This window comes from Ruegeria sp. YTSA064, from assembly GCF_059610325.1.
The window spans coordinates 168,134-190,867 of sequence record NZ_JBXWNK010000009.1; the positions used below are offsets into that span (position 1 = coordinate 168,134).

The window sequence follows — 22,734 nt, forward strand, 5'->3', positions numbered from 1 at the left end:
CAGTGTATGGTGTCGTTTTATCTGAATGACGTTCCGTCACCCAACTGGACAGTGTCATAGGTGCTGAGCCATCCTCGGACCCAAGCGTCGGGTGCGCGCGGTGCTGTAGAGAGGACTATACATGACCATAACATTCGGACTGCGCGATGAGAATCGTGCCTTGTTGCAACGTGTTGCTGATATGATCCGGGATGAGGTCTTGCCGCTTGAGCAGGAATATCATGCCGAGATCAACAAAGGTGATCGCTGGCAATACACCGAGCGTCAGGCCGAAATCCTCGAAGGTCTAAAGGACAAGGCCAAAGCGGCTGGGCTGTGGAACTTCTGGCTAACGGACAGTGATAAGGGCTTTGGCCTCAGTACAGTTGAGTACGCCTATTTTGCCGAAGAAATGGGTAAGACCCCTTTGGGGGCTGAAGTATTTAATTGCTCTGCGCCTGACACCGGGAATATGGAGGTCTTTGAGCGCTACGGCACCGCCGCGATGAAGGAACAATGGCTGAAGCCATTGCTCGATGGCCAAATCAGGTCGGCCTATCTGATGACCGAACCGGATGTGGCGTCGTCGGATGCCACGAATATCTCGATGTCCTGTGTGCGGGACGGTGCTGACTACATTCTGAATGGTGAGAAATGGTGGTCTTCCGGGGCAGGTGATCCGCGCTGCAAGGTCTATATCGTGATGGTCAAAACGGGCGGAGATGATCTGCAGAAACACCAGCGCCAGTCGATGATCGTGGTGCCAGCAGGCACGCCTGGCATCGAGGTATTGCGGCCGATGGAAGTCTACGGCCACGACGATGCACCTCATGGTCACATGCATATCCGTTTCACAGATGTCCGGGTTCCAGCCGAGAACATCCTGCTGAGCGAAGGGCGCGGGTTCGAGATCGCGCAGGGTCGTCTGGGGCCGGGTCGCATTCATCATTGCATGCGCGCCATCGGTCAGGCCGAAGCTGCATTGGAGCAAATGTGCAAGCGGTCACTGCAACGCCAAGCATTCGGGAAGAAGCTGGCGCAACTGGGCGCCAACTACGACATCATTGCCGAATGTCGGATGGAGATCGAAATGGCCCGACTGCTGTGCCTAAAGGCGGCATGGTACATGGATCAGGGCGATGCGCGGGCGGCGGCCCCTTGGATCAGCCAGATCAAGGTCGTGGCGCCTAAAGTTGCGCTGAAGGTTATCGACGAGGCTGTGCAGATGTTTGGCGCGCAGGGTATCAGCCAGGATACACCTTTGGCGAACGCGTGGACTCATGTACGCACCTTGCGTCTGGCGGATGGACCCGACGCGGTGCATCGTCGCCAGGTCGCCCGCGCCGAACTAAAGAAGTACACGCAGGAAAAAGTCTGAGGCAGAAGCAACCGCGATGATATCGGATGTGTTGGGGAAGGCGTATTTTCATCAGAATACGCAAGGTGAGTTTGTCGGCAATGATCCCGCGCGCGGGCCCTGGTCCGCAGATAACTGTCATGCGGGGCCAGTCAGTGGCCTGATTGTACGAGCGGCCGAGACCGAGGTCGGACCAGATAAGATGTTGACCCGCCTCACGGTCAATTTGCTGCGCCCGCTGCCTTTGGCCGGTTTGCGGGTCGCGGCGGAGACCACGCGCCACACAAAAACGCTGGCGACCACACGCGTCACCGTTCATGACCTGGATGATACGCTTTGTGCAACGGCAACCACCATGCATGTGGCGCGCAGGGACCTTGGGTCTGTTCCCAATGTCGACCTGCCCGCACCGCGATTGGAAGATGTCGTCGATGGCCCATTTCCAATCGGTGAAATGCGGCATGATCTGCCTGGCTTTGCCCATCACTCAGAAATTGGCTATCCAGCTGGCGGCAATCAGGGCGCTGGTCCCAAAATCGTGTGGATGCGCACGCCCCCCTTGGTTGATGGCGAAGATCCCTCGCCGATACAGGCGCTCTGCCCGCTCGCGGATTGTGGTAATGGCATATCATGGAATGCGCCCACGACCGAGATGGGATTCATGAACACCGATCTGACGATACAAGTCCATCGAGAGCCCACCTCAGACTGGCTGGCCTCCGATTCGATTTCGCACTGGCAGTCGTCGGGGATTGGTATGTCGCAGTCGGTTTTGTTTGACACGCAGGGACCTGTGGGAACGGCGCTACAGACTCTGGTTCTGTTTCCGCCCAATTAACTCGGCTAGATTCTGCGATACTCCGGGGAACCGGATTGCCGATGCCTGCCCCGCACCCTATCTTTGCGCTATGCGTTGGATTGCGACCCTTCTAACCTGCTGCCTGCCATTTCCGGTTTTGGCCCACCCGCACGTCTTTATCGACACGGGACTGGAGTTCGTGGTCGATGACGCAGGCAACCTGACCCATGTGCGTGTGACCTGGGCCTATGATGAATTCTATTCGCTGCTGGTGCTGGAAGACATGAGATTGGATCAGGACGGCGATGGCGTGCTGACCGAAGCGGAAGAAAAATTTCTAAGCGGCTTCGATGCGCAATGGGTTGAAGGGTACAACGGCGATTTGGTCATTCGTATGGGCGAGACCGTGATCCCCCTGTCTGGCCCGTTAGAGCCACAAGCGACGACTGAAGATGCACGTATCGTGACCACGCATTTGCGCTCGGTAGAAGGCACGCCCGTTCCGGCAAGTGACCTGTCGATCAAAGCCTTTGATGAGAGCTTTTACACCGCCTACGAGGTGACCCGGCCTGTGACGGTTTCGGGTCCTGTCATCTGTCAGATTGACCGGAGCGATCCAGACATTGACGCAGAACTGGCGCAGATGCAGGCGTTTTTACGGACACTCGATGCCGACTATGACCTCGAGGAGAACGACATCCCCTTGGTTGGTGAGAAATTCGCAACTGAGATCAGACTTTCATGTCCAAATACCTGATCGTTCCCGTCGTTATCGCTTGCGGGTTGCTCCTTTGGTTCTGGGGCAGCGGTGGCTTTGATCATCTGGCTGCATGGGCGGCTGATGAGCAGCGGGAGTTCCAGAACCAGATCGCTCGCGCCTTGCGTGCAGCCCGGGCCGAGCAGCCCGAAGCTATCGCGACGCTACTGGCCGTCTGTTTCGCCTATGGTTTTTTCCACGCCATTGGACCAGGTCATGGCAAGGTATTAATCGGGGGGTACGGGTTGGGCCGTCGTGTCGCGTTTTGGCGACTATCCGCGATCAGTGTTTTGTCGAGTCTGGGTCAAGCAGTCACGGCAATCGTGTTGGTTTATGCGGGTGTTCTCGTGTTCCAGATGTCGCGCGAGACGTTGGTAGGCACGACCGAACAGGTCATGGCGCCGATCAGCTATGGCATGATTGCGGTAATCGGCTTGTGGTTGATCTTTCGCGCGCTGCGCAGCTTTGTACGGCATCGCAAAAGCCAGACATCGCATACACACGACCACCATCACCATGCGCACAACCCTGATCACCATCATCACGACCACGACGTCTGCGCGGATTGTGGCCACCGTCACGGCCCGACAGCCGAAGAGGTCGCTCAGGTCGGCAGCGTGCGCGAGGCAATGGTTTTGGTCGCAGGCATCGCTGCACGACCCTGTACCGGGGCGTTGTTTGTGCTGATTCTGACTTGGCAGATGGGTATCGCGATGGTTGGCATCGCGGGCGCGTTCGCTATGGCGCTGGGCACTGCAACGGTGACGACTCTGGTCGGATGGACGTCCTTCGGGCTGCGCGGCGGGTTGCTTGCCTCAGCCTCGGCCACGCGCTTTGCATCAGTGCTGGCCCCTACAATCGAACTGGTTGCAGGACTAATCATCGCTGTGATTGCAAGCGGGCTGCTGCTTCGGGCTTTGTAACCTTAGTCGAAAACTGGCTCCGGATATCCGACCCTTGCCAAATACAGCCCCTGCGGGGGGCAAACTGGGCCACAAGCCGAGCGATCAACTGCCACCAGCGCTTCGCGCACGTCCTCGGGCGTCCACGCTCCGGCCCCCACGCGCTCTAACGTTCCAACAAAGCTACGTACCTGATTGTGCAGGAATGATCGGGCGCGGACGTGAAAGTGGATTTCGGGGCCAGAGAAGCCCTGCACCCGTTCCACCCGCAATTCATCCAGCGTTTTAACAGGGCTGGCGGCCTGGCAGATGGAGGATCGGAAGGTGGTGAAATCATGACGCCCGATCAGAATATCCGCCCCGGCCTGCATCGCTGCGACATCCAGGGTATGATTAATCTGCCAGACCTGTCCCCGATCATGAGTCGCAGGCGCCCGACGCATCAGGATGCGGAACAGATACTGCCGCTCTAGCGCCGAAAAGCGGGCGTGCCAGTCATCATCCACCCGCGCGGCGTTCACGATAGCGACGGGCTGCGGCTTGAGGTGGTAATTCAGCGCCTCGGACAGACGGAACGGATCCCAGTCCTTGACCAGATCGCAATGGGCCACTTGCCCCAGCGCGTGAACTCCTGCGTCCGTACGTCCGGCGGCAGCAATGGTATGTTCGCCGGGTTCGATCCGCGACAATGCGTGTTCGATGGCACCCTGAACCGAGGGTAGCTCTTTTTGCCGTTGCCATCCGGCGAACGGTTCCCCTTGGTATTCGACTTTCAGCGCGTATCTGGGCATGAGGCGCTGGTATCGCGCCTTGGTCGGTCGGGCAAGGGGGCGAAAGCTCTGGCAAGTGCGGTAACCGCTACCTATCTTGGGCAAAACGATAATTGCGGGGCGACAGCTTGGTCATCTCATCATTTGCAGACAGTCTGGTGCGCGGTGTCGAATCCGTGGGCGACCGCGTGTCCGAGACGTTCTTTGAGCCGGTCATTCGGCTGGGCGTTACGGGATTGGCGCGGTCTGGTAAAACCGTATTTATCACATCGCTGGTGGCCAACCTCCTGGACCGCGGCCGTATGACCGGGTTGGTGGCGCAGCGAGAGGGGCGGATCACCGCCAGCTATCTGCAACCCCAACCCGACGATACCGTGCCCCGGTTCGATTTCGAATCCCATCTGTCAGCGCTCACGGGGCCTACACCGCACTGGCCAGACAGCACAAGGGCGGTATCGGAACTTCGCCTGTCGTTCAAAGTCCAGCCCGCGGGTCTGCTGTCAGGGCTACAGGGGCCGCGAACTTTGCATCTGGACATCGTGGATTATCCCGGTGAATGGTTGCTGGATTTGGCCCTGCTGGAAAAATCCTACGAGGACTGGTCGCGTGGCACGTTGGAGCACATATCCAACCGTCCACAAGCAGAGGCGTTTCTGGCCAAGGTCAGAGCGGCCGACCCAACCGCGCCACATGATGAGCCCCAGGCGCAGGACCTCGCCCGCAGCTTCACCGAATACCTGAATACCGCGCGTGAGGCCGGGTTCTATGACTGCACCCCCGGTCGGTTTCTCCTGCCGGGTGATCTTGCCGGGTCCCCAGTGCTGACCTTCGCACCTTTGCCAGTGTCCGAGACGTCACGCCGCCGTTCACTGCACCGCGAGATGGAGCGGCGGTACGAGGCGTATAAAGCGCAGGTGGTCAAACCCTTCTTCCGCGATCACTTTGCCCGGATCGACCGGCAGATCGTTCTGGTCGATGCGCTGGGCGCGATCCACAAAGGCCCGCAAACGGTTGAAGATATGCGCCGCGCCATGGCCGATATCCTGTCGGCCTTCCGCCCCGGTCGCAATGCGTGGCTGAACAAACTGCTGCTTGGCAAGCGGGTCGAGCGTATCCTGTTTGCGGCCACCAAAGCGGACCATCTGCACCATCTGCAGCACCCACGCCTGACCGCGATTATTGAGGCTCTGACCCGTGAAGCGCGCGATCGCGCCAGCTTTGCGGGCGCTGAGACGGCGGCCTTATCGTTGGCTTCGCTTCGAACCACGACGGAAGAGATGCGCAGCCATAACGGCGTTGAACTCCCTTGCGTGCGCGGTACTCTGCTGGACAGTGGCAAGCAGGCGGCGTTCTATCCCGGTGATCTGCCAGAGGACCCGGCCCATCTGCTTGGCCCCGCGCGAAACGGGGCCGAAGGTTGGTTGGGCGAGGATTATGGCTATATGGCCTTCGCACCGGCGCATCTGACCCTGAATCCCGGAGACGGCCCACCGCATATTCGATTAGACCGAGCCGCGCAATTCCTGATCGGAGATCGGTTGTGAACGCGATCCTCCGCCCAGCACGCAGTACCGATGCCGGAACCACCGGCGCAATTCTGCACGGGTTTGCACGGGAAAATGACTGGATGCCAGAGCTGCATTCCGAAGCTGAAACCATCGCATTTTGCGGTCGCATGATTGATTTGGGCTGGGTCACTGTCGCCGAGGTGCAGGGCCTGGTCGCCGGATTTCTGGCGTTGGATGGGGAAGAAGTGCAGTCGCTCTATTTGACAGCACCGGCGCGTGGGCAGGGGATCGGAAAGCAATTGCTTGATCTTGCGAAGACGCAGCGCCCCAATCTCAAACTATATGCGTTTCAGGCCAATCACCGCGCCTGTCGGTTCTATGAACGCAACGCGTTTGTAGAGGTCGCGCGCAGCGACGGGTCCGAGAATGACGAAAACCTGCCAGATATCGAATATGTCTGGACACGTAAGGAGGAGGTCGATGGCTAAGGGCCCCGTGCTGATTGATCTGGAAGACGACACCCCGGCAGCCGATGTTTCAACCGCACCACCCGTACCTGATATTGCACCTCCTCAGGGGCAGGCGATGCAGGCCGCTGTTCGGTTTGCAGCCCGAAAACCATCGGCATTGGCGCGCTGGTTTTGGGGTTTGGCGCTTGCAGTCGTAGGCGCGGTGGTCTCGGTTGCGGCGTGGGATTTTGCCATGTCGCTGCTGGAACGCGCCCCAATTCTGGGGTGGATCGTCACGGGCCTGATCGCCGCGCTTTTGCTGGTCGTGCTGGTTATCGCACTACGTGAATTGGCCGCGATTAGTCGCCTTGCTCGCGTGGACGGGTTACGCCGCGCTGCCGATGCTGCGTTAGCAGACGAGGACTTGACGCAAGCCCGCACCGTCACCACACGGCTGATTGCGTTCTACAAGGGGCGTGATGAAACCCGCTGGGGCCGCGACCGTCTGAACGAACGCATGGGCGAACAATTCGATGCCGCCACCCTGCTGAGCTTGGCCGAAGACGAACTTTTGGCCTCGCTGGACGCCACCGCCAGTCGCGAGGTCGAGGCCGCAGCCCGGCAGGTCGCTACCGTGACCGCTCTGGTGCCACTTGCGCTGGCTGACGTCGCAACGGCGTTGGCAAGTTCATTGCGCATGATCCGACGCGTCGCCGAGATTTACGGCGGTCGGGCGGGCTTTCTTGGCAGTTGGAGCCTGACCCGTGCTGTGTTTGTGCATTTGGTTGCAACCGGTGCCGTAGCTGTAGGGGATGATTTACTGGAGCCGATCCTGGGCGGCTCAGTCCTCAGCAAACTGTCTCGCCGGTTCGGCGAGGGCTTGGTCAATGGTGCGTTAACAGCTCGCGTTGGCGTCGCCGCGATGGAGGTGTGCCGACCTCTGCCCTTTTCAAAACGCCACAAACCCTCGACGCGGGGCATGATCAAACGCGCACTTAGCGGGCTGTTTTTCAAGAGTTGATCTGGCGCAAGGCCACAATAGCATGGATCCGTCATAAAAAAGTCGGAGCAAGCCATGACCGATCACGGCCACAGCCAGCAAGAGATTACCGAACGGATCAATGCCCCGCCTGGACGTGGTGTGTTGCGTGATGTGGTCTATGGCGGCATCGATGGATCGGTCACCACGTTCGCCATCGTCGCCGGTGTCGCGGGGGCGGGGCTATCGCCATTTGTCATCGTAGCGCTCGGGTTGGCCAATGTGCTGGCGGATGGGTTCTCGATGGCGGCGGGCAACTATTCTGGCACCAAGGCTGAAATCGACAACATCCATCGCATCCGCGCCATCGAGGAACAGCATATCAGGCTTTATCCGGACGGAGAGCGCAAGGAAGTACGCGAAATCCTTACGCAAAAAGGTCTGTCGGGCCGCGTGTTGGACGAGGCCACGGATGAGATCACCTCAAACCACGACAATTGGATTAACCTGATGATCGAGGGCGAATACGGGTTAGGCAGCGTCGACCCGCACCCGCTGAAAGCCGCAATGGCGACGTTCTTTGCTTTTCTAGTCGCGGGTATGATTCCATTGCTGCCATTCCTTTTCTCGATTGAAGGTGCGTTTACCGTTTCGGCCTGGATGACGGCAGGTGTATTCTTTGCCATCGGAGCCATGAAAAGCCGCTGGTCCCTTGCGCCTTGGTGGCGATCCGGGGCCGAAACACTTCTGATCGGTGGTCTGGCCGCTGGGATCGCATTCTTGGTCGGTTCCCTGTTCCATCCCTGATCGGTGCTGTTGTCGCAGACAGCTCAGTCAAGCTGGTCGCAGGGGTTTGATCCGCTAGGGTGACGTAAACACGTGTGGGTCAACCTGTGGCAGCGAAGTTGAAAGAAAAAACAGTATTGGTGCTGGGCGCCTATGGTTTCATCGGCGCGGCTGTTGTTCGGGCGCTGCATGCAGATGGTCTCGAGGTCAAGGGCCTTATACGCAGCCGAAAGACAGCGGGACGTGTCTTGCCCGATGTCGATTTGGTGTCGGGCGACCTGCGTGACTTTAGATCAGCCGGGGACTGGAGGCCACTCCTCACAGGTGTGGATGTGGTAGTGAATTGCGCCGGGGCGCTGCAGGATGGGGGACAAGACGATCTGCGCGCAGTGCATTACACGGCTATTGCATCGCTGGGACAGGCTTGTGCCGAGGCAGGCGTTTCAATCGTCCAGGTCTCGGCAATCGGGGCCGACACCGATGCCACGACCGAGTTCATGCGCTCCAAGGCGGACGGGGATGCGGCCCTACGCGCAAGTGGCGCGACTTTGTGGTGCTTCAAGCCCGGGTTGGTGATCGGACAGAGCGATTATGGCGGCACGGCGCTGTTGCGAATGCTGGCGGCAGTGCCTTTCGTACAGCCGGTCGCCTTTCCTGGAACTCCGGTGCAATGTGTCGGGATGCGAGACCTGTGCGCCGCCGTCTTGTCAGCCATTCGCGACGATCTGCCGCCAGGTAGCTACGATCTGGTGGAAGATACGCCGCAACCGCTGTCGCGGGTTTTGTCAGTGACACGACACTGGCTTGGCTTTTCGCCTGCACACTTAACTATCACAATGCCACCAAAGGTAACGAAAGTCGTCGCGGCTGTGGCAGATCTGCTTGGGTACCTTGGGTGGCGATCACCGCTGCGGAGTACGGCGATGAAGGTAATGGCGCAAGGGGTGACAGGCGACCCTGAGCCATATCGCCGTGCTACGGGCCGCTCTCTGGCCGGATTAGAGGAGATTTATGGCGGGCTGGCTTGCGCGAAAGAACACAGGCTGACAGCTCGGATGACGTTGCTGATGCCGGTCGTTATTGCTGTGCTCTGCCTCTTCTGGGTCCTATCCGGTATGTTCGGACTAACGGGTCTTTCTCAGGCAGCCGAAGTCCTTACGAGGAATGGTTGGTCAGGCGCCATCGCAAATGCAAGCGTAGTGTTCTGGTCATTGATTGACATAATGCTGGGGCTGGCAATTCTGTGGCGCCCTTGGGCGGCCCGCGTTTGTTTGGCTCAAGCCGCGATCGCCATGTTTTATTTGATAGCCGCAACGTTGATGGCACCAGAGCTTTGGCTAGATCCGCTGGGACCATTGGTCAAAATCGCGCCCGCATTGATGCTGTCATTGGTTGCTCGACCCATGTTGGAGAGCCGCTAATGGACCCGGACCTGTTTCTGCGCTGGCTGCATGTGATCGGAGCGTGTGTTCTGTTGGGAACAGGCGCGGGCATCGCCTTTTTCATGCTGATGGCGCATCGAACAGCAGACGCGAGGATTATCGCCCATACTGCAGGTATCGTGGTGTTGGCCGACATGATTTTCACCGCAACCGCGGTCGTACTACAGCCTGTGACGGGCGCACTGTTGTTGGCATGGCGCTTAGGTTGGTCTCTGACAGAGGATTGGATCGTGGCGTCTGTGCTGCTTTATATTCCGACCGGCCTGTTCTGGTTGCCTGTGGTTTGGATACAAATCAGGCTGCGGGATTATGCAAGACTGGCCAATCACGATGGGACTGCTTTGCCGGTTGCATATTTCCGATTGTTCCGCCTTTGGTTCGCCTGCGGCATTCCGGCCTTTGTTGCTGTGCTGACAATCGTCTGGTTGATGCTGGCGCGCCCCAACTTGGCGCTGTTTTAGGCAGGCTTGCAAAGCAACATACGGTAATCATGTGGATTTCCTTACTATAAACCTGCCGATCACCGCGATACGTTTGATGTATCCTACCTCGGAGGTTTCGGTTGGAATCCTTGCTTGTTCTCATTGGCCTGATCGTTCTGGCCATTCCTGCTTCGATCATCGTATTGCTGGTTGGCCAATCGCGGTTGCGCAAACGGGTAGAACAGCTTGAGCGGCAACTTGCAGGGCAAATGCCCGAAAGCACTGCTGAGGCACCCAAAACGTCCCGATCAGAACCCACGACCGCGCAAGCTAAGCCTGCGCCTTGGGCAGCGGCAAAAGCTTCAACCACCACCGACGAAGGTCTAACGGAGACACCGCAAGCTCCCGAGATCAAAGATCCTCCAGCCAGTATCGTATTTCGTGAAGAAAAAATCGCGGCGCTGGGCGCGTGGTTGCGCGAAAACTGGTTCTACGCGGTATCAGCGCTCTCGCTGGCGCTGGCGGGGATCTTTCTGGTTCAGTATGGGGTCGAAAACGGGTTGTTGCCCCCCACGGCGCGGGTCGCTGCTGCGCTGGTCTTTGGCTTGCTGCTGATCGGCGCGGGTGAGGTGATCCGCCGTCGGTTCGGTGATGATGAGGAGGCCTCAACCGCTTATCTCCCATCGGTATTTTCAGGCGCAGGGCTGGTCACCCTGTTAGGCGGCGTTCTGGCTGCACGCCAGCTTTATGATCTGATTGGGCCCGAGGCAGCATTGGCCGGGTTGGTTGTCATCGCGCTGTTCGGGCTCGTGTTGGGTTGGTTCCATGGGCCGCTATTGGCGGCTGTTGGCCTGATCGGAGCTTTTGCCGCCCCCTTTGCCGTGGGTGGTTCCTCGGATGATCCGAGCTGGCTCTACGGTTACTTTATCATAATCGCCGTATTGGGTCTGGGAATTGATACAGTCAGGCGTTGGGCGTGGATTTCGGTGTTGACCCTAATTGGCGCCTATGGGGCCGCGTTTCTGCTGGTACTGTCTTCGCCGTCGACCGAGCCCGGGTATCTAACCTGCGTCACGGCACTGGCGATCATTGCGATTGCGATACCCATACGGCGTATCTGGCCAAACCACTCTGGTGCGATGGTGACCGAGATTATCCGACGCCGGAAAGGAGAACCATGGCCCGAGTTTCCAACTCGGATTGCCTTTGGTGCGGTACTTGTTTCCTCAGTGATTTTATCGCTGCATTGGTCAGATTCAGGCGGTGAATTCTGGTTGGGCGTTGTGCTGTTCGCAGGTTTGGTATTGGCGCTGATGCTCTGGGCAAAGGATGCGCGCGCATTGCAGGATGTGACCGCATTCCCAGCACTGGGACTAATCTGGTTTGTCTTGGTGCACGGGTTGGATGGAGGCGCAGTATGGCTTCGCTTTGTGGATACCTATGCGGAAACAGCCGAGGCAGATTATCCTTGGAGCGTCACGCAATTGGTGGCCTTGGGCGCTTTAGTCACTTTGATTGCAGCTTGGCGATCCTTTCAGGCCGGACGCTATAGCGTGGTATGGGCCGGAGGGGCGGCGATATTTGCACCGGCCTTGGCGATCGCGCTTGAGGTCGGATGGCAGCCTGCTGAGGTATTAGGAGCCTACCCATGGGCGCTTCATGCCATCTCTTTGGGCGCGATGATGGTAGTTCTGGCCGAACGGTTCGCGCGGGTGGATGGTGAAAACCGTATGCGCCCTGCCTTGGCGACTCTGTCCGCTCTTTCTTGTCTCAGCTTTGCCTGCATTATTGTGCTCAGTTCGGCTGCTTTAACCGTGGCGCTTGTCGCCATGATCGTTGTGGCCGCCGCGTTGGACAGACGATTTGAACTGCCTCCGATGAGCTGGTTCATCTGGGCAGGCGTGTTCACCGTCACAGTCCGACTGGTGTTGGACCCGGGGCTTGTTTGGGCCGAAAGCGCTCCATTGCTCGAAATGACGCTGGTCTATTCGGCTGCGGTTGCCGGGTTCATCGCGGGCTGGGCGCTACTAAAGCCCCTAGACCGCCCGATTGCTTCATTGCTGCTTGAAAGCGCGGCTTGGGCGACGGCGGGGATACTGCTGTCGCTGCTGTTGCTGCGCTGGCTGGAAAGTTTCGGCGAAGGCGGTGCCACCAACAGCCACTGGGGGCTGGGATTGCTCGCGGTCATCTGGCTGCTGCTGGCTTTCGCACAGGTGCAACGGTTCAAGCTGGGCGGTAAGTTAAACTATCTGCGCTACGCCTTGGCTGCTTTCTTCGGTGCGCATGGTGTGTATCGCCTGGGTCAGGCGTTGTCAGAAGCCAACCCGCTGCTCAACCCGTTTGCGGACCCGGTACTGGGACCACTGGTTTTGAACACGCTCGCCGTTGCCTATTTGTTGCCCGCGCTGGCAATTGGTTTCTCGGCCTGGCGTGTCGTTACACAGCCCGTTCTGCTGAAACAGATCAGCTATGGAGCAGCCACAGTTCTGGCAATTGCCTGGCTGGGATTAGCGATCCGGCATGTCTGGCAGGGCGCGGGCGGTATGTATGAAGGCAACGGCGTCACTCAGCCCGAGCTTTATACTTATACAATCACGTTGTTGGTGGTCGGAGCGGCGTTGTTTTATCAATCACTGGCCCGCCACTCTGATTTGATGCGCAAGGCTGGCTTGGCTGTTATCGGGTTGGCGGTGGCCAAGGTATTTCTGATCGATATCGCCGGATTGGGAGGGCTAATCCGCGTCTTTTCTCTGCTTGCGTTAGGGCTCGCTCTGGCAGGGCTGGCATGGCTCAATCGCTGGGCCAAGCTGCGCCATTCGCCTCAGAGTGCGGAACCTCTGGACCATTGAGGGCGAGCGTCCTATAAGCGCGGCCATGTTTGACCGTCTGGCCATCATTATTCGAATTATATCCCCGGCGCTCTGATATCGCGAGACGCCGGGCAAAGGTGCTTGAGATATCGCACTGACCGCTTCGATCCACATACGACAAGATCATCCTGAGGACGCCCCAAATGTGCGCCGACACACCCCAAACACCTGACTACAAAGACACGCTGAACCTGCCCAAGACCGAATTCCCGATGCGAGCTGGCCTGCCCAAGCGCGAGCCTGCATGGCTGGAGCGCTGGGAAAAGATCGGTGTCTATGACCGCCTGCGCGAGAAAGAGGGCCGTAAACCCTTTACCCTGCACGATGGCCCCCCCTATGCGAATGGGCATCTGCATATCGGTCACGCGCTAAACAAGACCATCAAGGACATGATCGTGCGTTCGCATCAGATGATGGGCTTCGACTCGCGTTATGTGCCCGGCTGGGACTGCCACGGCTTACCGATCGAATGGAAGATCGAGGAACAGTACCGCAAGAAGGGTAAGAACAAGGACGAGGTGAACATCGTCGACTTCCGTCAGGAATGTCGCAAGTTCGCCGAAGGTTGGATCGACATTCAGCGCGAAGAGTTCAAGCGTCTTGGCATCACCGGCAACTGGCCCGATCCCTACATCACTATGGACTATCACGCCGAAGCCGTGATTGCCGACGAGTTCATGAAGTTCCTGATGAATGGGACTTTATATCAGGGCTCGAAACCCGTGATGTGGTCGCCCATCGAGAAAACCGCTCTGGCCGAAGCTGAGGTCGAGTATCACGACAAGGAAAGTTTCACCATCTGGGTGAAATTCAAGGTTGTGAACACCGGCGATGTGACGTTGGACAACGCCTATGTGGTGATCTGGACCACCACACCTTGGACAATGCCGTCGAACAAAGCCGTAGTTTATGGCGAAGACATCTCGTACGGCCTCTACGAAGTGACTGGCCGCCCTGAGGAATGCTGGGCGCGGATCGGTGAGCGTTACCTGCTGGCTGACGATCGCGCGGCGGACGTATTTGCACGTGCGCGGCTGGATGACTCGATGTACCGCCGTCTGTGCGATGTCAGTCAAGAGGATTTAGCCAAGATTCAGCTAACCCACCCGCTGGCGGGGGCCGAGGGCGGCAACGGCGAATGGGACGATATCCGTGACTTCCGCGCTGCTGAGTTTGTGACCGATACGGAAGGTACCGGTTTTGTCCATTGCGCGCCCTCGCACGGTATGGAGGAATTCGAGCTATATCGCGATCTGGGCATGCTGGAACAGGTCATCACCTATAACGTAATGGACGATGGCTCTTTCCGCGCTGATCTACCGTTCTTCGGGGGCAAATACATCCTGTCCCGCAAGGGCGGTGAGGGTGAAGCAAACAAAGCTGTCATCGACAAGCTGGCCGAGGTTGGCGGGCTGCTGGCGCGTGGCAAGATCAAGCACAGCTATCCGCATTCGTGGCGCTCGAAAGCTCCGATCATCTACCGTAACACGCCGCAGTGGTTCGCATCAGTGGACCGCAAACTGGATGACGGCATGGGAGAGATGGGCGACACCATCCGCGAACGCGCCCTGCGGTCTATCGATGAGTTGGTCAAGTGGACCCCACAAACGGGCCGCAACCGCCTGTATTCGATGATCGAGGCGCGCCCGGACTGGGTACTGTCACGCCAACGCGCGTGGGGTGTGCCGCTGACCTGCTTCACCAAGAAGGGGGCTTTGCCCACCGACGCGGATTATCTGTTGCGCAACGCAGATCTGAACGCCCGTATCAAGGTAGCGTTCGAGAAAGACGGCGCAGATGTCTGGTACACGGACGGGTTCAAAGAAAAGATTCTCGACGGAATCGTCAACCCGGACGAGTACGACCAGGTGTTCGACGTGCTGGACGTATGGTTCGATTCGGGCTCGACCCACGCTTTCGTTCTGCGTGATCGTGAGGACGGGACCGAGGACGGTATTGCCGACGTTTATATGGAAGGTACTGACCAGCACCGCGGCTGGTTCCATTCTTCGATGCTGCAGGCATGTGGCACCAAGGGCCGTGCGCCCTATCGCAATGTGGTGACCCACGGTTTCACCTTGGATGCCAAGGGCAACAAGATGTCCAAATCGCTGGGCAACACCATCGTGCCGGAAGAGGTCGTAAAGCAATACGGCGCCGATATCCTGCGTCTGTGGGTGGCCCAGACCGACTACACCGCCGATCAGCGGATCGGGCCGGAAATCCTGAAAGGCACCGCCGACAGCTATCGCCGCCTGCGCAACACCATGCGCTTCATGTTGGGCTCGCTTGCCGATTTCACCGAAGCCGACCGCGTCGCGCCCGAGGACATGCCACGCTTGGAGCGTTGGGTGCTCAGCCGTCTTGCAGAGCTGGATGAGCAGGTGCGCAAGGGCTATGCATCCTTCGATTTTCAGGGCGTGTTCAGCGCCGTGTTCACCTTTGCCACTGTCGATCTGTCGTCCTTCTACTTCGACGTCCGCAAGGACGCGCTATATTGCGACGGTGACAGCCTGCGCCGCCGCGCCGCGCGGACGGTGCTGGATATACTGTTCCACCGCCTGACCACATGGCTGGCCCCGGTTCTGGTTTTCACCATGGAAGAGGTTTGGCTGGAACGATTCCCGGCCGATGACAGCTCGGTCCATCTGGTCGATTTCCCTGAAACGCCCACCGACTGGCGCCATGAAGAACTGGAAGCCAGCATGGCCAAAGTCCGCCGTGTCCGCCGTGCCGTGACTGCCGCGCTGGAGATTCAGCGGCAGGACAAAGTGATCGGATCCAGCCTTGAAGCCGCTCCGATCGTGTATGTCGAGGATCAAGAAACCCGCGATCTGCTGGCATCTTTCGACGTGGATGACATGTGCATCACTTCGGGCCTGGCCGTCACAGGCGATCCGGCCCCCGCCGAGGCGTTCCGGGTGCCGGAAATCGAAGGCGTCGCCGTGGTCTTCGAAAAGGCCCAGGGAGACAAATGCCAGCGGTGCTGGAAAATCCTGCCCGATGTGGGGCTGCACGCCCATCCGGGCGTGTGCGGGCGCTGCAACGAAGCGCTGAGCTGACACCCAAACGGAGCGCGTAAGAGAGTTCGCTGATGCGAGGCTCTGCCTCGCGCTCCGTGGTATTTTTGGCCAGATGAAGGGCGGATCGTCAGGATTCGGGTTGCAGGTGTGACGAAACATCTGCAACCGTTCTCTTATGCCGATGATCGCCGTAGAAACTCAGTTTGGTTGCCTTGGTGTCGAAGAGATCGATGGCGCTATTACACGACTTGTCTGGAATGGCCGAGACGAAGGCCCGGCCACCCCGGTTCTGCAAGAGGCGGCGGCGCAATTGCGTGCTTATGACGAAGGGCGTATGCAGCAGTTCGATCTGCCCTATTGGATCAAGGGGTCAGAATTTCAGCGTCGCGTGTGCGATGCGATGTATGCCATCCCGTTCGGGGATACGCGCACCTACGGCGAGTTGGCCGACGAGCTTGGATACTCTGCGCAAGCGGTTGGGCGGGGATGCGGTGGGAATCCCATCCCGATTATCATTCCCTGTCACCGGGTTCTGGGTGCGGATGGCAAGATGGTGGGGTTTTCAGGGCATGGTGGAGTAGAGACCAAAGTGGCTCTGCTGCGTCACGAAGGTGCTGCCAGCCTGTTGATCTGATCTGCACTTACCTGTTGCATTCAGAGCGACACGGCCCCAACCTATATCAAATAGTGAATTTGAAGGACCGAATTGCATGACCGGCCAGACAGATCCCGCCGTACGTAAGAAAGCCATTGTTGATCATTTGATGTCTTTGGAAGAACAGGAACTGGCAACCGCACAGGCGCATTATGATGCCTTTCTGAAGGATTCCCAACTGGATGACCGGGAAGGGCATGACAAGGATGACATTGCTGCCTCGCGCGAGAATGCGGACCTGGCGGCCGCCTTTGATGCACCCGTTCATGCGCATCACGCCAAGATTGACGTCATCGAAAACACTGATTTCAGCGTCACGGACACGGTGCAGCCCGGTGCGGTGATCAAGTTCAACAATCGTCGCTTCGTCGTATGTGTCTCAACGACTCGGTTTGACGTGGACGGCAAAACCTACATGGGGATTTCGACCCAAAGCCCGATCTATCTGGCCATGGTCGGCCTGCAAGAAGGTGATGTGTTCACCCATAACGGGACTGAGTTTGAGGTTCAGGAAGTCTTGTAATCTCTGGCGTTACGCGGTGGAATTATTTGCTGCGCTATTCCGGCTGAAACCAGATACAAGCTGGTGATCACCAGCCCCCAATGGGCCCAGCTTTCAGGGTGAAAGTCAACCCAGGCGGCCCAGCCTGCAAAGAATGTCCAGGCAAAGGCCATCGGCAGCGACAAGGTGCGCCAACGCTCGGTTCGGACCGGGTGAATGAATTTCAGCGGCAGGAACATTGCGACTGACAGCAAAGTGACCAGCAGCAGGATGACCCCGAAGTTGGGCTCCAAAGCGAAGATCACGATGACGAACATGTTCCAGCAGCCTGGAAAGCCGGAGAAGGAATTGTCTTTGGTTTTCATGCGCGTATCCGCAAAATACATCGCGCTGGCAAAGGTTATGACGATGATTGCGAACCACCCGGTCCAGCCGTCCATCAGCCCTGATTTGAACAGGGCAAAGGCCGGGATGAACACATAGGTCAGATAGTCGATGATCAGATCCAGCAACACGCCGTCAAACTCTGGTGCGTTCTTCTTGACGTGATAGTGCCTCGCCAGCGGGCCATCGATTCCATCCACGATGAACGAGACAACCAGCCAGAGATACATCAGGCTCCATTTCTCTTCGACTGCGGCCAGCATGGCGAGCATTGCGAAAACGGCACCTGTGGCGGTGAAGAGATGAACGGAAAGCGCTTTGAATCTAAGTGTCATGGTGGTGTCATGACGGAAGCAAGGCGCAGATGCAAAGCAAAAAGGGTCTTTGCTTCAGGCTTTTGGGTGCGTGCGGTTGTAGACTTCCATCAACCGTGCCGTATCGACGGCGGTATAGGTCTGTGTGGTCGAAAGTGAGGCGTGTCCCAAAAGCTCCTGAATCGCGCGCAGGTCACCACCTGCTGACAGTAAATGGGTGGCAAAGCTGTGACGCATTGCGTGTGGGGTAGCAGTGGCAGGCAAGCCAAGCTGCATTCGCGCTTTGGCGACCACGGCCTGAATGATCCCGGGGTTCAGAGGGCCGCTCCGAACGCCTCGAAACAGCGGGGCATCAGGTGTTTGCGGATGCGGACATAGCCGGAGATAGCGATCAACCGCTGCCCTAGCGGCCGGAAGAACCGGCACGATTCGCTCTTTGCCGCCTTTCCCTGAAATGCGCAGAGTATCCGGTAGGGGCGCATCCGATCCGGTCAGGGAAAGTGCCTCGGAAATGCGAAGCCCACAACCGTATAGGAGTGTTACAACCGCGACATCCCGGGCGGCAACCCAATCGGAAGATGATTGCAACTCGACAGTTTCGATCATGGCGCGGGCTGCGTCTTCGGCCAGAGGGCGCGGCAATTTCTTGGTAAATTTAGGCGCGCGTGTGGACAGGACAGCGGTCGGCTCGAACCCTTCGCGTTCAGCCAGCCAACGATAGAAGTTTTTGACCGCAGACAGTTTGCGCGCCAGAGATCGCGCGCCGACGTCTGAATTGCGCTGATCCGCCATCCAGGCCCGCATATCCGAGACGGTAATACGTTCAAGTGCTGCCAGCCCTTGGCGCTCGCTGTGATGCAGGGTCATGAAGGACAGGAATTCGGTCACGTCACCGCGATAGGCCTCGAGCGTATTCTCTGATCGCCCAGCGAGCGCCCCCAGACTGTCCAGCCAATGCTGCAAAGCATCGCGGCAGGCTGGGGAGATCAGGCTCATGACAACCAGTGGCGCATCGAGCGTTCAAAGACACCGGCAAAGAAGGCAAGAAGATCTGTGCCAAGCTGAGGTGAGAAATGCCGTGGGTCGTTGGCACCCATGACAATCATGCCGGGCAAGCGTCCCGCGCCGAGATCAAGTTTGAGGCAGGCTTCGGATTGCAGTTGATCAGCCTGTTCACCGTAGACTTGAGGATTGGGACAGCGAATTTCGCGCAGCGTTACTTCGCGCGGTTGGCCATTGCGGTCCGAGGTCAGGTAGCTGTCGATAAATCCGGGCTCGACCACGGTCAGAACGCCGCCAAGCTGGTTCACTACAGGATCGTCGCGCACGATAGTTGTTTCAAGAACCAATGTGATGTGATCGACGCGCAGGATCTCGGCCACGTCATTGCCAAGCGCGCGCAAGAAATCTTCGAATACTGTGGGCTCGAGAAGCCGGAGAATGGCACGATGCACCTGATTTGTGCCTGCCAGATTTTCGTAAGCTGCTGCGATGACTGAGCGATGGGTATCCTCAAGCCGATCGAGCCGTGCCTCAAGGCGTTGCATGGCGATGCCGCGCAGATCAACGACATTGTCACCACGGGCTTGTTCATTTGCCGCCACAAGGGCTTGCATCAGGTCTTTGTCATCCAGCACTGCGTCAGGCTCAGCCAGAATCGCGGCGCGGAGATTGTCCTTGAGTTTAGGATCGCTGCTCATGTCCCGTCCGGTCGTTTTTTGTTTTGGCGGGCTTATAACACGGGTTACCGGATTTGCCTTGGGAAAAATGCACGCGAAAGGCGAATTTCGTCGCTGCTGTGGCGGGAGCTCCCGCCAGCCATGCGCTGATTGAAATTCAGCTTTGGCGGTTGGGCCGGGCGCGGTGCCTGCCGGCACCGCGCGGCAGCGCTTGGGATCAGAGGATTTTCTGACCTGTTTTGGCCCAGTCGGCCAGGAATGTTTCCAGACCTTTGTCGGTCAGCGGGTGGTCGGCCAGTTTCTTGATGACACCCGGAGGAGCTGTAATCACGTCGGCCCCGATGCGGGCGCTGTCGGTCACGTGGTTTACGGTACGGATCGAGGCGGCCAGGATTTCGGTTTCAAACCCGTAGTTGTCATAGACCTGACGGATATCTGCGATTAGATCCATGCCATCGAGGTTGATATCGTCAAGGCGTCCGATGAAAGGCGAGATGAAGGTCGCACCCGCCTTGGCGGCCAGAATCGCTTGGTTGGTCGAGAAGCACAGGGTCACGTTGACCATCTGGCCTTCGTCGGTCAGCGTTTTACAGGTTTTTAAACCCGCCCATGTCAGCGGTACTTTGACAGCAATGTTCGATGCAATCTTTGCCAGCTTGCGGCCTTCGGCGATCATGTCGTCCGCTTCGGTGGCGACAACTTCGGCCGAGACGGGGCCGTCGACCAGATCACAGATCTCTTTGGTGACTTCCAGAATGTCGCGGCCCGATTTCAGGATCAGCGAGGGGTTGGTGGTTACGCCGTCCACCATGCCCAGATCGTTCAGTTCGGCGATGGCGTCGATCTCGGCGGTGTCTACGAAGAATTTCATGAGGGCAGTCCTTTGATGGGTTGGCCTTGGTCGCGGATGGCTTTACCTCAAAGAGACCCATGCTGGAACCCCCCGCGAAGGATATGCCGTGAGCGCTAACGGATTTTTCGACGAAGGAGAGCTGGTTGCGGTGCTGACCACGCAACCGCTGGACCGGACGTTAGACTATAAAGCGCCCGAAGGCGGGTGCTTTCTTGGGGCGTTTGTCGAAGTGCCTTTGGGGCCGCGTAAAGTCTTGGGTGTGGTCTGGGGGCAGGGGCAGGGCGGTTTTGACCTGGCCAAGGCGCGGTCGGTGATCCGGGTGCTTGAAGTCGCGCCGATGCGCGAGGAGACGCGTGTGTTTCTGGGGCGCGTAGCGGATTACACGCTGACACCTATGCCCGCGATGCTGCGTCTGGCGACGCGCGCGCCGGGATTGGGTGATCCGCAGTCAATGCGCAAAGTTTATCGGCTGGGAAGCACGGAACCGGATCGGATGACAGACGCCCGAACACGGGTGTTGGAGGTGCTGCGGGATTACGGTGGGCTGGCGTTCACACTGAAAGAACTGGCCGAGCAGGCGGGTGTAACCTCCTCCGTGGTCAAAGGACTGGTCAAACAAGGCGCTGTGCGGGAAGAGGACAGCCCGCGAGATCTGCCCTATCCCCATCTGGACCCTGATCTGCCGGGGAAAGACCTGACCGAGGATCAGGCAAAAGCCGTTGCGCGGCTTCAAGCCGGGCAGCGCACGGGTGACTATGGGACCACGCTGCTGAAGGGCGTGACGGGGTCGGGCAAAACCGAGGTTTATCTGGAAGCCGTGGCCGAGGCGTTGCGCAAGGGGCGGCAGGCTTTGGTCCTTTTGCCCGAAATTGCTTTGACGGCGGAGTTTCTGACCCGTGTCGAGGCACGTTTCGGTGCGCGTCCGGCGGAATGGCATTCGGGCGCAACAATGACAGAACGCCGTCGGGTCTGGCGGATGGTCGGGCAGGGGGCTGCTCAGCTGGTTGTGGGCGCTCGGTCGGCGCTGTTCCTGCCTTTCCGCGATCTGGGGCTGGTTGTGGTCGATGAAGAGCACGACACGTCGTACAAACAGGAAGATGGCGTGCATTACAGCGCACGTGATATGGCGGTGCTGCGGGCCTCGATCTGCGGGGCGCGCGTGGTTCTGGCGAGCGCGACGCCGTCGCTGGAAAGCTGGGCGAATGCCGAGGCTGGGAAGTATGAGCGTCTCGACCTGACCGCACGCTTCGGGGCGGCGGTCCTGCCCGAGATGAAGCCCATCGACATGCGGGCCGAACAGATGCAGGCAGGGACTTGGATTTCCCCCTCACTGCGGCAGGCGGTGCGGCAGCGGATTGAGCGGGGCGAACAGTCGCTGCTGTTCATCAACCGCCGTGGCTATGCCCCGGTGACCTTGTGCCGGGCTTGTGGCGAGCAAATTGCCTGTAACCATTGCGACGCGCGGATGGTGGAGCACCGGTTCCTCAAACGCCTGATGTGCCACCAATGTGGTGAGACCAAGCCGATGCCCGAAACCTGCCCCTCCTGCGGGGTCGAGGGCAAGCTTGCACCGGTCGGGCCGGGGATTGAAAGGCTGGCCGAAGAGGCCGAGGCGACGTTCCCCGAGGCCAAGATCGCGATGCTCAGCTCTGACCTGTTTGGCTCAGCTAGGGCCTTGAAGGCCAAGATCGAAGAGATTGCCGAGGGCGATGCGGATATCATTATCGGGACGCAACTGGTGGCGAAGGGGCATAACTTTCCCAAGCTGACACTGGTGGGAGTGATCGATGCGGACCTCAGCCTGCACGGGGCCGACCTGCGCGCGGCGGAACGAACCTTTCAATTGATGCGGCAGGTTGCGGGCCGGGCAGGCCGTGCGGATAAACCGGGGCAGGCGTTGCTGCAAACCTTCCAGCCTGAGCATCCTGTGATCCGGGCGATTCTATCGGGCGATGAAGAAGGGTTCTGGACGGCTGAAGCCGCTGGGCGTCAGGCCGCTGGGGTGCCGCCTTACGGCCGTATGGCCGGGATTGTCCTGTCGGGCCCCGAAGTTGGGCCGGTCTTCGATATCGGCAATGCCATGGCGCGCAACGATGCACCGCTGCGCGACGTCGGAGCGCAGGTCTTTGGCCCGGCTCCGGCCCCCATCGCGCGCATACGTGGCCGTCACCGCGTCCGGCTTTTGGTCAAAGCCCCGAAAGGCGCGCCTATTCAGGACGCCATCGCCCGCTGGATTGCGCCATTGAAGTTGAAAGGCGATATCCGCCTGGCCGTGGATATCGACCCGCAAAGCTTCTACTGACC

General features: G+C 58.8%; 20 protein-coding genes. 15 read left to right on the plus strand and 5 right to left on the minus strand.

Annotation, left to right across the window (positions count from 1 at the left end; translation table 11 throughout):
• The first annotated feature begins 121 nt into the window (after positions 1-121).
• The 4 genes from AC2FI7_RS15185 to AC2FI7_RS15200 all read left to right on the plus strand — a co-directional run bounded on the left by AC2FI7_RS15185 (position 122) and on the right by AC2FI7_RS15200 (position 3,815).
• Complete coding sequence (locus tag AC2FI7_RS15185; protein WP_496816490.1) at positions 122-1,357, plus strand: acyl-CoA dehydrogenase family protein; 1,236 nt, start codon at positions 122-124, stop codon at positions 1,355-1,357.
• A gap of 16 nt (positions 1,358-1,373) precedes the next feature.
• Positions 1,374-2,174 carry a thioesterase family protein gene (locus tag AC2FI7_RS15190; protein WP_496816488.1) on the plus strand — a complete coding sequence of 267 codons (801 nt, stop codon included), beginning with the start codon at positions 1,374-1,376 and terminating at the stop codon, positions 2,172-2,174.
• A 70-nt stretch (positions 2,175-2,244) separates the two neighbouring features.
• Entirely contained in the window at positions 2,245-2,892 is a 648-nt protein-coding gene (locus AC2FI7_RS15195; RefSeq protein ID WP_010438096.1) for a DUF1007 family protein, read from the plus strand.
• The gene (locus AC2FI7_RS15200; RefSeq protein ID WP_496816485.1) at positions 2,877-3,815 is read left to right on the plus strand and encodes a nickel/cobalt transporter; all 939 of its coding nucleotides are present in this window, start codon (positions 2,877-2,879) and stop codon (positions 3,813-3,815) included. Before AC2FI7_RS15195 ends, AC2FI7_RS15200 begins: the two co-directional genes overlap by 16 nt.
• A gap of 2 nt (positions 3,816-3,817) precedes the next feature.
• On the opposite strand, the gene truA is transcribed toward AC2FI7_RS15200, so the two are convergent.
• A complete protein-coding gene (truA, locus tag AC2FI7_RS15205; protein ID WP_010438098.1) occupies positions 3,818-4,585 on the minus strand; it encodes a tRNA pseudouridine(38-40) synthase TruA in 768 nt (255 codons plus the stop codon).
• A 107-nt stretch (positions 4,586-4,692) separates the two neighbouring features.
• On the opposite strand from truA, the gene AC2FI7_RS15210 reads away from it, so the two are divergent.
• The 10 genes from AC2FI7_RS15210 (at position 4,693) to AC2FI7_RS15255 (ending at position 17,221) form a co-directional block, all read left to right on the plus strand.
• Positions 4,693-6,108 (plus strand): YcjX family GTP-binding protein, encoded by a 1,416-nt coding sequence (locus AC2FI7_RS15210; RefSeq protein WP_496816484.1) that lies wholly within the window; start codon positions 4,693-4,695, stop codon positions 6,106-6,108.
• Complete coding sequence (locus tag AC2FI7_RS15215) at positions 6,105-6,560, plus strand: GNAT family N-acetyltransferase (RefSeq protein ID WP_496816482.1); 456 nt, start codon at positions 6,105-6,107, stop codon at positions 6,558-6,560. Before AC2FI7_RS15210 ends, AC2FI7_RS15215 begins: the two co-directional genes overlap by 4 nt.
• Positions 6,553-7,542 carry a YcjF family protein gene (locus AC2FI7_RS15220; protein ID WP_496816480.1) on the plus strand — a complete coding sequence of 330 codons (990 nt, stop codon included), beginning with the start codon at positions 6,553-6,555 and terminating at the stop codon, positions 7,540-7,542. The genes AC2FI7_RS15215 and AC2FI7_RS15220 overlap by 8 nt, the downstream gene beginning before the upstream one ends.
• A gap of 54 nt (positions 7,543-7,596) precedes the next feature.
• Positions 7,597-8,307, plus strand: a complete 711-nt coding sequence (locus AC2FI7_RS15225; protein ID WP_010438103.1) for a VIT1/CCC1 transporter family protein — start codon at positions 7,597-7,599, stop codon at positions 8,305-8,307.
• A gap of 98 nt (positions 8,308-8,405) precedes the next feature.
• Positions 8,406-9,707, plus strand: coding sequence for an SDR family oxidoreductase (locus AC2FI7_RS15230; protein WP_259462722.1), 1,302 nt, complete (start codon positions 8,406-8,408; stop codon positions 9,705-9,707).
• Positions 9,707-10,189, plus strand: coding sequence for a DUF2269 family protein (locus AC2FI7_RS15235; RefSeq protein ID WP_010438107.1), 483 nt, complete (start codon positions 9,707-9,709; stop codon positions 10,187-10,189). Before AC2FI7_RS15230 ends, AC2FI7_RS15235 begins: the two co-directional genes overlap by 1 nt.
• Before the next feature lie 101 nt (positions 10,190-10,290).
• Entirely contained in the window at positions 10,291-12,999 is a 2,709-nt protein-coding gene (locus AC2FI7_RS15240; RefSeq protein ID WP_010438108.1) for a DUF2339 domain-containing protein, read from the plus strand.
• A 164-nt stretch (positions 13,000-13,163) separates the two neighbouring features.
• Complete coding sequence (ileS, locus tag AC2FI7_RS15245) at positions 13,164-16,082, plus strand: isoleucine--tRNA ligase (protein ID WP_496816478.1); 2,919 nt, start codon at positions 13,164-13,166, stop codon at positions 16,080-16,082.
• A 136-nt stretch (positions 16,083-16,218) separates the two neighbouring features.
• Positions 16,219-16,677, plus strand: a complete 459-nt coding sequence (locus AC2FI7_RS15250) for a methylated-DNA--[protein]-cysteine S-methyltransferase (protein ID WP_496816476.1) — start codon at positions 16,219-16,221, stop codon at positions 16,675-16,677.
• A 76-nt stretch (positions 16,678-16,753) separates the two neighbouring features.
• On the plus strand, positions 16,754-17,221 hold the full coding sequence (locus tag AC2FI7_RS15255; protein ID WP_010438114.1) for a hypothetical protein: 468 nt from the start codon (positions 16,754-16,756) through the stop codon (positions 17,219-17,221).
• Here AC2FI7_RS15255 and AC2FI7_RS15260 read toward each other — a convergent pair.
• The 4 genes from AC2FI7_RS15260 to fsa all read right to left on the minus strand — a co-directional run bounded on the left by AC2FI7_RS15260 (position 17,206) and on the right by fsa (position 20,448).
• A complete protein-coding gene (locus AC2FI7_RS15260) occupies positions 17,206-17,919 on the minus strand; it encodes a CDP-alcohol phosphatidyltransferase family protein (protein WP_010438116.1) in 714 nt (237 codons plus the stop codon). The two genes, AC2FI7_RS15255 and AC2FI7_RS15260, sit on opposite strands and share 16 nt — an antisense overlap.
• 54 nt (positions 17,920-17,973) lie before the next feature.
• Complete coding sequence (locus AC2FI7_RS15265; protein WP_480716854.1) at positions 17,974-18,894, minus strand: tyrosine recombinase XerC; 921 nt, start codon at positions 18,892-18,894, stop codon at positions 17,974-17,976.
• Positions 18,891-19,598, minus strand: a complete 708-nt coding sequence (locus AC2FI7_RS15270; RefSeq protein ID WP_010438120.1) for a DUF484 family protein — start codon at positions 19,596-19,598, stop codon at positions 18,891-18,893. Before AC2FI7_RS15270 ends, AC2FI7_RS15265 begins: the two co-directional genes overlap by 4 nt.
• Before the next feature lie 196 nt (positions 19,599-19,794).
• A complete protein-coding gene (gene fsa / locus AC2FI7_RS15275; protein WP_010438122.1) occupies positions 19,795-20,448 on the minus strand; it encodes a fructose-6-phosphate aldolase in 654 nt (217 codons plus the stop codon).
• A gap of 88 nt (positions 20,449-20,536) precedes the next feature.
• Between fsa and AC2FI7_RS15280 the strand changes: the two genes are divergently transcribed.
• Positions 20,537-22,732 carry a primosomal protein N' gene (locus AC2FI7_RS15280; RefSeq protein ID WP_010438124.1) on the plus strand — a complete coding sequence of 732 codons (2,196 nt, stop codon included), beginning with the start codon at positions 20,537-20,539 and terminating at the stop codon, positions 22,730-22,732.
• The last annotated feature ends 2 nt before the right edge of the window (positions 22,733-22,734 follow it).